The following is a 12,446-nucleotide window of genomic DNA, read 5'->3' on the forward strand; positions in this document are numbered from 1 at the left end:
GCAGTAGGGACAAAAGTTCCACTGCCTATTTTTATTACACACGTTGCTTCAATAACGCGTATAACTCTTCAAAATTTTGTACTTCATATGTTGGCACAATCTCGCTATTATTTGATTTCTTTTCTGGATTAAACCAACAAGTATCAATTCCCGCTACATATCCACCTTTCATATCAGCACTTAACGAATCCCCAATAATGAGCCCTTCTTTAGGAGAAAAATTAGGAATTTGTTCAAAAACATAATCAAAATACTCTTTCATCGGCTTTTGGAATCCTGTATCTTCAGAAACGAAAATATCTTTAAACAAGGCATGTAATCCTGCATTACGTAAACGTTTATCTTGCGTCTTAGAAACACCGTTTGTCACTATATATAAATTGTACTCACTTTGAATTTGATTTATAAATTCAAACGCACCTTGCATAAGTTGGTCTCCTTCTTCTAAGTAGCTACGATAATTATTTTCGAATAATATCCCATCTACCTCTTCCCCGTATTCTTTAAACAAAATCGAAAACCGTGTATTTACGACTTCATCACGGTTGATTTCACCTTCTTCAAAAGCATCCCAAAGACTTTTATTAATTTTTTTATACTGCACTTCAACCTCGCTAGTTAGAGGAATCCCTTTCTCTTCAAAAAGCATACGTAACGCCACTTTCTCCGCCTTTTGAAAATCTAACAATGTATCATCTACATCAAATAGCAATGTTTTATATTTTTTCATAAGCCCTTCACACACTCTTTTCTACAAAAATAAATTTACGTAAATCGTATCATTCCTTCTTGTAAAAATAATAGGAGATATCTCATACTAAACATGAGGTGAAAATATGAAAGTCAGCAAAAATAGCGACGAAATCTCTCATTACATGCAAACTTACAACTTCCATACTTTTTTTTCTTTTGATGTCTTACCTTACGCTGAACTACATTCCTTTCAAAAGAAAGAAAGGATATGTAATGAAGGCGTTGATGTTCCTTATCTTTATTACTTAATTTCCGGGAAAGCGAAAATATATATGAGTCACAAAAACGGGAAGGTCTCCTTAATTAACTTTATTCAAGCACCTTCGTTCATTGGAGAATTAGGATTAATTGGTGTAGAATCCGTTACGAAAACAGTGGAAGTGATTGAAGAATGTATGTGCTTAGCGCTTCCTCTTAAAGATTGTCAGCATCTTTTGTTGCAAGATGCTATATTTCTACAGAAACTATGCAAATTTATCGGCGAAAAAACAATTAGCCGAACAGAAAGTTACGCCAAAAACAATAGCTATCCGTTCGAAAATCGATTAGCGGCGTTTATTCTATTAACAGAACAAAATAACAGTTATACAGAAAAACATACCGAGGCTTCGGAATACTTAAATGTCAGCTACCGTCATCTTTTATATGTATTAAACCAGTTTTGCCAGCAAAATTACTTAACAAAAGACGGAAGAACCTATTACATACAAGATCGAATTCACTTAGAAAAACTGGCTGATGAACTTAAAATATAAAAAAGTAGCATTAACGTTTATATGTTAATGCTACTTTTTTTGAGTGACGATTCTATTTTTAATTAAAATTTGCTTGCTACTTTAGCTGCTTCTTCAAGACCAGCTGTAATGATCTCTTCTGCTTTATCTGGGAATTGGTTATGTCCTTCAATAACTACTGTTTCCATATTTGTTGCACCGAAGAAGCCCATCATGCTTGCTACATATTTAACAGCCATTTCTACTTCAGCTGCTGGACCTTCAGAATATACGCCGCCGCGCGCGTTTAATAATGCAATCTTCTTATCTCCAATTAGACCAACTGGACCTTCTGGCGTATATTTAAACGTTTTGCCAGCTCGGTTTAAATAATCAATATATGTGTGTAGCACTGCTGGAATCGTTAAGTTCCATAATGGGAAACCGAAAACGACTTTATCAGCTTCTAAAAATTGATTTAAATACTTATCAGCAACTGCTACTGCTTTTGCTTCCTCTTCAGTTAAATCAAATCCTTTACTTGCTTTGAATGTACCATTAATCATATCTACGCCTACATATGGTAATTCTTCTTTATATAAATCAAGTTCTACTACTGTATCATTTGGATGTGCTTCTTTATAGTTTGCTAAAAATGCCTCGTATAATTTCACACTAACTGCTTGTTCCGCTGGGCGGTTGTTTGCTTTTACAAATAAAACTGTTGCCATTGTTTTTCCTCCTAGTACTCACTCTTCTGTTGTTATATGCTTTCAAAAAAGGTATCCCTTGTAATTGTTGTTTTGTTGCTTACAAACATATTTTATCTTTATATCAAGACAATTTCGTCCTCACATAGACGTATTTTTCTATAAAAAAAGTCCACCTTCTAAAGGCGAACTAGGTCTTACGACTTTTGTCTTATACAATTCCATTTTTCACTGCATATAATGCTGCTTGCGTGCGATCAGATAAATTCAACTTACTCAAAATACTACTTACATGAGCTTTTACCGTTTTTTCTGTAATAACTAAAACAGAAGCGATCTCTTTATTACTCATCCCTTTCGCTAATAGCTGCAACACTTCATTTTCTCTCGCCGTTAGCACATCCACTTGAATAGAAGGTTCTTCTTCCTTTTCTTCCACAGGTAATGTTTGAGAGAGAAGAGTATTTGCTATATCCGGATGTAATTGAATATTACCTTTATATGCGCTTCGAATAGCTTCAACAAGCTGATCCGGTTCTACATCTTTTAAAATATACCCACTTGCCCCCGCCCTTAACGCTGGTAAAACATGCGCCTGATCAGAGAAGCTAGTTAATACAATTACTTTCACATTTGGATATTCTTTTTTGATGCACGCCGTCGCCTCGACACCATCCATTTCGGGCATATATAAATCCATTAATACAACATCAGGATTCGTCTCCCCTACTTTCACTAACGCTTCTTTCCCATTATTTGCTTCTCCAACTAACGCTAAATCTTCCTGTGTACTTAAGAAAAATGCTAATCCTTTTAAAACGACTGTATGATCATCAACTAACAATACTTTTATTTTCACAAACTTCCCTCATTTTCACATCATAATGGTACGTTTACTTTTACACTTGTTCTTTTCTTATCACTTACAATTTTAATTGTTCCACCGACTAATTCTACTCTTTCGCGCATCGTAGTCATACCGAGTGATTTCTTCTCTTTTACATCCTTTTCTACAAAGCCGTTTCCTTGATCGACTATTTCTAATGATACATTCTTCTCCGTCACTTTGAAATAAATCGCCGCTTCCCTGACATTCGCATGTTTACTTACGTTATTTAAAGCTTCTTGTCCAATTCGCCATAGCGCTTCCTCTACTACGCGCGGCAAATCACGAACACCTGTAACTTGTTCCCGAATTTTCAATCCCAAACTTTCACCATATTGTTTTAAAGCTGGTAATAGTCCTTTCTCTAATCCCGCTGGACGTAGTTGCCAAATTAACGTCCTCATTTCTTTTAAAGCACCTTGCGATAACTCACGTATCTCATGCAAAGACTGATCTACCTTTTCGTTTTTCCCCTTTAAGACGGCTTCGGCACCTTTCGTCATAAAAGTTAATGAAAACAACTTTTGTGAAACAGAATCATGCAAATCTCTAGCTAAACGATTACGTTCTTCCATTCGTACAAGTTCTCGGCGCTTTTCATTTAACCTTAAGTTCTCTATCATTAACGATATATGATTGGCTAACGCCTGTACTACATCTATCGTATTTATATCAAATTCTCCATTATTCGAACTTACACTTAGTACGCCAAATATATGATCTTGAATATGTATGGGAATGGCAATAACTGCACGATTAGGATGTACGATATTCCCAACCTGACTCTTTAACAAAACAGGCTCTTCTTTTTTCAGAGCTTCCTGTGCCGCTGACTTCAAATCCTCTTGTAGCTCATCTATCTTATATGAGGCCCTTACAGCAAGTTCATTTTCTTCTCTAATAAAGAATACAACTTGCTCCCATAAAAATAACTTCCCTATTTGCTTTACAATCTCCTCAGGCAATGCATTAAATTTATGAATCGTCCTTAAAGCTTGAATAAAGCGGTCTAACTTTACATAATAATGAGCCCTTCTCTTTTCATTTTCATACAATTTTGTACGTTTTAATGCTGTTCCAATTTGGAAAGCAACTGATTGTAATAGCACTAACTCTTCTTCAGAAAAATGTGTTTTACCTGGACTAGCCACATTTAATACGCCAAATTCATCTCCCCCCGCTTTTAGCGGCACTGTCGCATGATGCACAATCCCTTCTGTATCTCCCCAGTTATATTCAATCGCATTATTAATTCTCTTACATTCAATAATATTAACGGCTTTCTCTAGTTTCCCTTCCACAAATCGGTGTAAACACCAACAATTCCCCTCACACATCGGTCGTTTATTTTCAAATCTTAATCCCTCTGGTAATTGATAATCAATTAATTTTGTATATCTACCATTTTCATCTGCCAGAAATATCCATCCTGTTGTTAAACCTGTTACATTCAACAGTTTTTCCAACACAGCTTGCAGCACATGATATGTATCATTTGAGGTGTTCAACGTCTCTGCAATCTCTTTTAATATAACTAATTCATTTGTACGATTCTCTTGAAACATAATTCGTCTCCTACATACAAGATTTTAAATCGCCCCTAAAGTAAATCATCTACTTTTCACTTTGTACTTATTCGTAACATTGATATAATGGTGAAAACATAGTTTTCATTATATCACTTGAGGGGGATTTCATAATGACATTAAATAAAGCACTTACTATCGCTGGTTCTGACACAAGTGGCGGTGCTGGTATACAAGCAGATTTAAAAACATTCCAAGAACTTGGTGTATACGGAATGACATCTCTTACGACAATCGTAACGATGGATCCACATAACGGTTGGGCACATAACGTATTCCCAATCCCAGCTTCTACATTAAAACCACAATTAGAAACGACAATTGACGGTGTTGGAGTAGATGCTTTAAAAACAGGTATGCTTGGATCAGTAGAAATTATTGAAATGGTTGCTGAAACAATCGAAAAACATAATTTCAAAAATGTAGTAGTTGACCCTGTTATGGTATGTAAAGGTGCTGATGAAGCATTACATCCTGAAACGAACGACTGCTTACGTGACGTTCTTGTTCCAAAAGCATTAGTTGTAACACCAAACTTATTTGAAGCTTACCAATTAAGTGGCGTAAAGATTAATTCTCTTGAAGACATGAAAGAAGCAGCAAAAAAAATCCACGCTTTAGGTGCGAAATACGTCCTAATTAAAGGCGGTAGCAAGCTTGGTACGGAAACTGCAATCGACGTCCTATATGATGGAAAAACATTCGATCTTCTAGAATCAGAAAAAATTGATACGACAAATACACACGGCGCAGGTTGCACATATTCTGCTGCAATTACAGCAGAACTTGCAAAAGGAAAAACTGTGAAAGAAGCAGTAAAAACTGCTAAAGAATTTATCACAGCTGCTATCCGTTATTCATTCAAGATCAACGAATACGTAGGCCCAACACATCACGGTGCATATCGTAAATTCGTTGCATCAAAAGAACTTGTCTAATATATAAATGAAAACACCCACAGAGTTTATATATTACCTCTCTGTGGGTGTTTTTTATAAGCTCTTCTGGTCATCTTATCTTTAAGATGCAGAACTAACCTGATTTCTACCATTTCTTTTGGAGTAATATAATGCATCATCAGCAGCTTGAATAAATCGCTCTGGTGATTCTTCATACACTGAAATTCCTACTGAAACTGTAATTTTTATTTTTGTTCCATTTAGCAATTGAAATGAATGGTTTTCAACAGCCGTGCGAACTTGTTCCCCCATACGCATTCCATAAGCTAATCCTTTCTGCGGTATCAAAAGCGCGAACTCTTCCCCACCCTTTCGAAAAGCCAAATCTGGAAACGTTGAAACTTCTCGTAAAATATGCCCCATTTGTTTTAATACTTCATCTCCCGCAGGATGCCCATACGTATCATTTACACACTTAAAATGATCAATATCTATAAGTAGTAAACAAAGTGAATCATTTTTCATGCGCTTATTACCAATATGACGATTCATCTCTAAATCAAACTGTCTTACGTTTCCTAAACCTGTCAATGCGTCTACCGTTGCGTATTGCTTCATCGTTTGGAATAACTCATTGGATTGTAAAACGTAATTTGCACTTATGAATGTTATGTAGCCTGTAATAATACTAGAAATTAAATATAATCCTACTATGTTAATATCTTTAATTAACCATATATATAGTGAGGGGATTAGAATAGATAAAATATATGTATGTAACCATGCCCACTTTTCTCCTAGAGAAAGATTTAGACGCGAAATAAAGATACTACCTACTCCTATCGCAATAATTGTATAAAAAGCTACTTGAGAAGCTAATGAATAATCCATAAATAATAACCTAGTTACTAAAATCATACTAACAGCTATAGTACTCGCTATCGGGCCTCCAATTATAACAGCTAAGTAGCGCAAATCCAATAGGATGGTACCAACATGAACACCGAAATACATTAGTAATATACCTAATATTCCAGTAAGAATACCTACTACACATTTCTGCCAAAAAGAGAACCCTTCTTTTAACGGCCTCTCTCTTAAAAGCTGACCTCCAACAAAAATAAAGGAAAGAATAATGGTTGTGTTTACAAATAAATCCCTTAACATAAAATAATCTCCCAACTTTTCTATCTATCCCTTTCCTTATTTTATTGTATACGAGATACCTATAATTCCCAAAGCTTTTTATTTATTTTTTGCTGTTCCACGTGAAACAGCAAAAAATAAAAAAGGACGAAAAGTCGCCCTTTTTATTAACAACACCGTGATATCTTTCCACCCTTTGCATTAAACCTAGCTTCTTGCGCTTCTGCAAAAAATTGTTTTTGACATACAACCTCTTCTTCTGGATGATGCTTTTTCATATGCTCTACATATGTTTCATAACTTGGTACCCCAACCAGTAAACTAATAAAGTGTTTTCTTTGTCCCCATACTTTCTGTAGTCGTTTAAGCATAATAGTTCCTCGACTCACTTTCATCTCTAGAAATATATGGCGCCTCTTTTAGCGGCATCGGCCTATTTCTTAATACTTGAATCCAAATTCGAATTGCAGAAATTAATACAGCGATTACAACTATCATAAAAATCCCGCAAAGCGCTGCATCAATATAATCATTGAAAATAATTTGTTTCATTTGAGCGACATTTTTAGCTGGCGCTAACACTTTTCCCTCATCTAATGCTCCCTGAAACACCTTTGCATGAGATAGAAATCCTATTTTAGGGTTTTCATGAAATAGCTTTTGATAACCCGCCGTCATCGTTACAATAAGCAATCCAACAGTTGGAATAAGTGTCACCCAAACATATGCCTTTTTCCCCATTTTGAACAAAATTGTCGTTCCAAGTAATAATGCAATACCTGCTAACATTTGATTTGCAATACCGAAAAGTGGCCATAATGTATTAATTCCACCAAGCGGATCAACTACCCCTTGGTATAAGAAATAACCCCATCCTAATACGCATAACGTTGTAGCTATTACATTCGCTAATGTAGAATCCGTTTTCCCAAATGGCTTATATACATGTCCTAAAATATCTTGAATCATAAATCGGCCTACACGCGTTCCAGCATCAATTGTTGTTAAAATGAATAGAGCTTCAAAGAGGATTGCAAAATGATACCAAAAGGCCATCATGGCTGTTCCACCTATTACTTGTGAGAAAATATACGCCATACCTATTGCTAACGTTGGTGCACCACCTGTGCGTGATAAAATTGTTTGCTCTCCAACGTTTACAGCGAGATCTTTTAGTTCATTTGGTGTAATAGCAAATCCCCATGAGGAAATAACTTGAGCTGCCTGCGAGACATCCGTACCGATAAGCGCTGCGGGACTATTAATCGCAAAATAAGTCCCTGGTGTTAATACACAAGCTGCAATCATCGCCATCGCGGCTACAAATGATTCCATTAACATTGCCCCATAACCGATTGGCTGTGCGTGTCCCTCTTGTTCAATCATCTTTGGTGTCGTACCTGATGAAACGAGAGCATGGAATCCAGACACCGCACCACAAGCAATTGTAATAAATAAGAATGGGAATAAGTTTCCAGAGAAAACAGGACCTGTTCCATCGATAAATTTCGAAACTGCTGGCATTTGTAAATCTGGTGCTACAATTAAAATACCGATTGCTAATCCAACAATTGTTCCGACTTTTAAAAATGTGCTTAAATAATCACGTGGTGCTAAAAGCATCCAAACTGGTAAGGCCGATGCGATAAATCCATATACAATAAGCATAATAGCAATCGTTTCACCGCTAAACGTGAACATGCTTGCAAGCGTTGGATGCTCTGCTACATACTGTCCTCCAATAAGAGACAGTATAAGTAGAATAATTCCGATTACTGACCCTTCACCAACCCGGCCAGGCCTAATGTAGCGCATGTACACTCCCATTAAAATAGCAATAGGAATCGTTGCTGCTATTGTAAACATTCCCCAAGGACTTCCGACAAGCGCCTTTACTACCACTAATGCTAATACCGCTAATAAAATAATCATAATGCCTAAAATGCCTATCATTGCAATAAGCCCTGTAACAGGACCTATCTCATCTTTAATCATTTCTCCTAAAGATTTACCATTCCGTCTCATCGAAGCAAATAAAATTACAAAATCTTGTACAGCTCCAGCGACAACTACCCCAACAATAATCCATATTGTCCCTGGTAAATATCCCATTTGCGCTGCCAAAATCGGTCCTACTAAAGGGCCTGCCCCAGCAATTGCTGCAAAATGGTGCCCAAATAATACCCACTTATTTGTCGGAACATAATCTTTTCCATCGTTTAATGTATGGGCTGGTGTTTGCCGATTATTATCTAAACCAAATACCTTTCTCGCTATAAATCTACTATAAAAGCGGTAAGCAACTGCATACACACATACCGCAGCTACTAAGAGCCACACGGCATTAATAGTTTCACCTTGTGATAAAGCTATTACACCAAAAGCACCTGCGCCTACTGCTGCAATAACTCCCCATAGTAAAATCGAATTCAATGTTTTCACATACAATCCCCCCAATACTATTGCTTAGTGGGATTGTACTAAATTTTCTGAATATTTAATTTGAATCCTCCTTATCATGAAGGATTTTTAGTTTATCATGTTAAAAAATTCGCATTACCTACTATAATTCAATCTTATTTCGAAGTCGTTTCACATAATTACGACTAACTGGAATCGGTTGCTCATCATATTTATCTAAATACAGATTATATGTGCCATTATAATAAGGTTTTAGTTCTTGTACATATGACATATTAATTAAATAACTTTTATGCACACGTAAAAAATCATATACATTTAGCTTATTTTCCAGCTCCTGAAGTGTATATGTTGAAATATAATGATTATTTGTTGTATAAATTGAAACCGTTTTGTTTTCCTTATTTTTGCTTACATATACAATATCTTCAGGGAAAATATATCGAATTCCCTCTTGACCTTCTATCGGTAGCTTCCGCAAATAACTCTTTGCTTTCTCGCCTTGCTCTTTACACATTCTATATAAAAGGAATTGCAAATCTTCCTCACGAAATGGGCGTAGTAAATAATAGAATGCTTGAAAACGAAATGCCATAATCGACTCTTCTATATCTTCACCCATAAAAATCAATTTCGTATAACAATTTACTTCCCGTAATAAACTCGCATATTCAAAACCAGTTCCATCTAATAATTTTGAATTCAAGAAAACAAAATCTGGTGTATGTTTTTTCATGATAAATAATGATTCTGTTCCCGTATTCGCTTCAAAACATTCTACATTCCTTATATTTTCAGTAAATTTTTCAGCTAAACTTCTTCGCTCTTCTGCTTCTTCCATGATCAGTAAAATTTTCATTTCTTCAACCACCTAATTCGTTTGTCCATATGTCTTGTTGTATACATTCGCTTTTATAAGAAACATTCCCTTTTTCTTACTATACCATTATTTATCTAAAAAAACAGAAAAAAGGAAACCACAACGGTTCCCCCTGACCTTTTATTCCATTATTTGTAGGAAGTAACACAATTGGTGCTGGCTAATAATCAGTGGGGATAAATCCCTCACCGATTAAAGTTTCACCTTATACTAATTCTCGTTGCTTCGTTTCTTGCCCAAGTACAATTACAGCAACTACGCCAATTAAAATTGATCCACAGAAAATCGTAAATATTAGTGATAGTGAAGCCTGTGAAGCAACTAAATATCCTACTAATAGCGGCCCAAGAATACCACCAATACGACCGAATGCTGCTGCCATCCCTGCACCTGTACCACGAATAACCGTTGGATACTGTTCCGGTGTATAAGCGTATAATGCACCCCAAGCACCTAAATTAAAGAAGGATAGTAACATGCCTGCCACGATTAATACGGTTAATGACTCCGCCACTCCAAACAAGTAAGCACTACATGCTGTACCGATTAAATACGTAACTAAAACGAACTTACGACCAAGTCGTTCAATAAACCAAGCAGCCGTGAAATATCCTGGCAATTGAGCTAACGTCATAATAAGTACGTACTGGAAACTTTTTATTAAACTAAATCCTTTTAATACCATTACACTAGGTAACCAAAGGAACATCCCATAGTAAGAAAAGACAACAGAAAACCATAGAATCCATAACATAATTGTTGCCTTACGATATTCACCAGACCAAACCAACTTTACATTTTCGATAACAGATGGTCTTTTTTCAGCCTTTTGAAATCTTGGGGAATCCGGTAAATTCCATCTTAAATATAAAGCATATAGCGCCGGAACCGCACTCAATACCATTGCAACTTCCCAACCATATTTCGGAATAACAAAATACGAGATAAGAGCTGCAATTAGCCATCCACCTGCCCAAAAGCTTTCTAATAGGACAACTATTTTGCCACGTTCATGTGCTTCAACACTCTCTGATACTAATGTAGAAGCAACTGGAAGCTCTCCGCCAAGCCCCATACCAATTAAAAATCGTAACACAAGGAACATCGCAAGTGTCGTCGTTAAAGCAGTTAAACCACTACCGATAGAAAATAGTAATAATGTAATAATAAAGACTGATTTCCGCCCTATTTTATCTGATAGTATTCCAAAAACGAGCGCTCCGACTGCCATACCAATTGAATTAATGCTGCCTATCCAGCCCATTTCTTGCGTACTTAATCCCCAATCTTTTTGCAATGCTACCATTACAAATGAAAGCATTCCAACATCCATTGCATCAAATAACCATCCAAGCCCTGCTATACCAAGTAGCTTTCGCTTCGAAATTTCCTTCACCTTGCCCACAAGAAGTCCTCCTTACACAGCTGTCTTTACACATAATTTTACATGTGTGAATTGCATAAGTAAAATACTTTCGTGTAAAAAATTCTCCTTCATCATTCCCAAAAAGTAAAATACTTATCCCACTATTTGAGGGCAGTAAGACTCCCACCTCCAAATTTAGCTGAAGCAAAGAGGTTAGATGGAAAATCAACTGCTGTTAAACGTCCGATTGGTGAGGGTTAACCATCAGTGATGGATGAGCAAAGCCTCACTTTATTAAAAATGACCAAATAAAAAAGTAGCGATATTCCGCTACTTTTTCGAACGCATGACTTCTTTTAAAAATTCCGCTAATACTAACTGACGACGCCAGCGCGTTGGATTACTACACAATCTATAAAACCACTCTAAGTTAATCGCTTGAATCCATTTTGGTGCACGTTTTACCTCTCCAGCCCATACATCTAGACTTCCGCCCACTCCAACAGCCATCTTCGTTTCTAAACGATGCTTATTAGTTTGGATAAAGTTCTCTTGTCTTGGGAACCCAAGCGCGACAAGTAATAAATCTGGTTTTGCTTCCTGAATACGAGAAACGATACTCTCTTCTTCTTCTTGTTTAAAGTACCCATCTTGTGTACCCACAATAGATACAGCTGAATATGTCTTCGTTAAATGATTTGCTGCAGCTTGTACAACATGCGGTTTTGCACCAAGTAAGAAAACAGATACCGGTTTATTCTCCTCTGATAGCTTTGCAAATAGATTACACATTAAATCAAAACCTGCTACACGTTCCTTTACAGGTGTACCTAACATACCACTTGCTTTTACAACTCCAATACCATCAGGTGTAATTAAATCTGTATTTAATAATGTTTTATGGAATGCTTCATCCTTTTTTGCACACATAACAATTTCAGGATTTGCTGTTACTACCTGAAAAGTATGAGTTCGCTCCAATTCTAGTTGTCCCTTCAAATATTGGATTGTTTCATCCATTGTCATTGTAGAAAAAGGAACACCTAGAATATCAACCGTTTTTACTTCCATGATTAACTATCCTCT

12 protein-coding genes are annotated in these 12,446 nt (G+C 36.3%); 2 read left to right on the plus strand and 10 right to left on the minus strand.

Annotation, left to right across the window (positions count from 1 at the left end):
- Window positions 1-34 precede the first annotated feature (34 nt).
- Entirely contained in the window at window positions 35-730 is a 696-nt protein-coding gene (locus AC3WTA_RS25215; RefSeq protein WP_000760181.1) for a YjjG family noncanonical pyrimidine nucleotidase, read from the minus strand.
- A gap of 106 nt (window positions 731-836) precedes the next feature.
- On the opposite strand from AC3WTA_RS25215, the gene AC3WTA_RS25220 reads away from it, so the two are divergent.
- The gene (locus tag AC3WTA_RS25220; protein WP_000868707.1) at window positions 837-1,508 is read left to right on the plus strand and encodes a transcriptional regulator YeiL; all 672 of its coding nucleotides are present in this window, start codon (window positions 837-839) and stop codon (window positions 1,506-1,508) included.
- Between the two features lie 62 nt (window positions 1,509-1,570).
- Here the strand turns inward: AC3WTA_RS25220 and AC3WTA_RS25225 are convergent, their stop codons facing one another.
- From AC3WTA_RS25225 to AC3WTA_RS25235, 3 genes are all read right to left on the minus strand, one after another.
- Complete coding sequence (locus tag AC3WTA_RS25225) at window positions 1,571-2,197, minus strand: FMN-dependent NADH-azoreductase (RefSeq protein ID WP_000246730.1); 627 nt, start codon at window positions 2,195-2,197, stop codon at window positions 1,571-1,573.
- 190 nt (window positions 2,198-2,387) lie between these two features.
- Window positions 2,388-3,035: a response regulator gene (locus AC3WTA_RS25230; protein WP_000695794.1), complete on the minus strand. Its 648-nt coding sequence runs from the start codon at window positions 3,033-3,035 to the stop codon at window positions 2,388-2,390.
- A gap of 20 nt (window positions 3,036-3,055) precedes the next feature.
- Entirely contained in the window at window positions 3,056-4,627 is a 1,572-nt protein-coding gene (locus tag AC3WTA_RS25235) for a GAF domain-containing sensor histidine kinase (RefSeq protein ID WP_000485086.1), read from the minus strand.
- Between the two features lie 134 nt (window positions 4,628-4,761).
- On the opposite strand from AC3WTA_RS25235, the gene pdxK reads away from it, so the two are divergent.
- Complete coding sequence (gene pdxK, locus AC3WTA_RS25240) at window positions 4,762-5,586, plus strand: pyridoxine/pyridoxal/pyridoxamine kinase (RefSeq protein ID WP_000174241.1); 825 nt, start codon at window positions 4,762-4,764, stop codon at window positions 5,584-5,586.
- An 81-nt stretch (window positions 5,587-5,667) separates the two neighbouring features.
- Here pdxK and AC3WTA_RS25245 read toward each other — a convergent pair whose 3' ends face one another.
- The 6 genes from AC3WTA_RS25245 to AC3WTA_RS25270 all read right to left on the minus strand — a co-directional run bounded on the left by AC3WTA_RS25245 (window position 5,668) and on the right by AC3WTA_RS25270 (window position 12,431).
- Entirely contained in the window at window positions 5,668-6,714 is a 1,047-nt protein-coding gene (locus tag AC3WTA_RS25245; RefSeq protein WP_492333070.1) for a GGDEF domain-containing protein, read from the minus strand.
- A gap of 146 nt (window positions 6,715-6,860) precedes the next feature.
- Window positions 6,861-7,064: a YbdD/YjiX family protein gene (locus tag AC3WTA_RS25250; protein WP_000919815.1), complete on the minus strand. Its 204-nt coding sequence runs from the start codon at window positions 7,062-7,064 to the stop codon at window positions 6,861-6,863.
- Entirely contained in the window at window positions 7,057-9,135 is a 2,079-nt protein-coding gene (gene cstA / locus AC3WTA_RS25255) for a carbon starvation protein CstA (RefSeq protein ID WP_088107529.1), read from the minus strand. Before cstA ends, AC3WTA_RS25250 begins: the two co-directional genes overlap by 8 nt.
- A gap of 121 nt (window positions 9,136-9,256) precedes the next feature.
- A complete protein-coding gene (locus AC3WTA_RS25260) occupies window positions 9,257-9,973 on the minus strand; it encodes a LytR/AlgR family response regulator transcription factor (RefSeq protein WP_000698270.1) in 717 nt (238 codons plus the stop codon).
- 226 nt (window positions 9,974-10,199) lie between these two features.
- A complete protein-coding gene (locus AC3WTA_RS25265) occupies window positions 10,200-11,399 on the minus strand; it encodes an MFS transporter (RefSeq protein ID WP_000521098.1) in 1,200 nt (399 codons plus the stop codon).
- Window positions 11,400-11,690: 291 nt separating this feature from the next.
- Window positions 11,691-12,431 carry a WecB/TagA/CpsF family glycosyltransferase gene (locus AC3WTA_RS25270; RefSeq protein ID WP_000453366.1) on the minus strand — a complete coding sequence of 247 codons (741 nt, stop codon included), beginning with the start codon at window positions 12,429-12,431 and terminating at the stop codon, window positions 11,691-11,693.
- Window positions 12,432-12,446: the final 15 nt, after the last annotated feature.

The sequence above is a fragment of the Bacillus sp. EB106-07-01-XG149 genome (assembly GCF_058791555.1).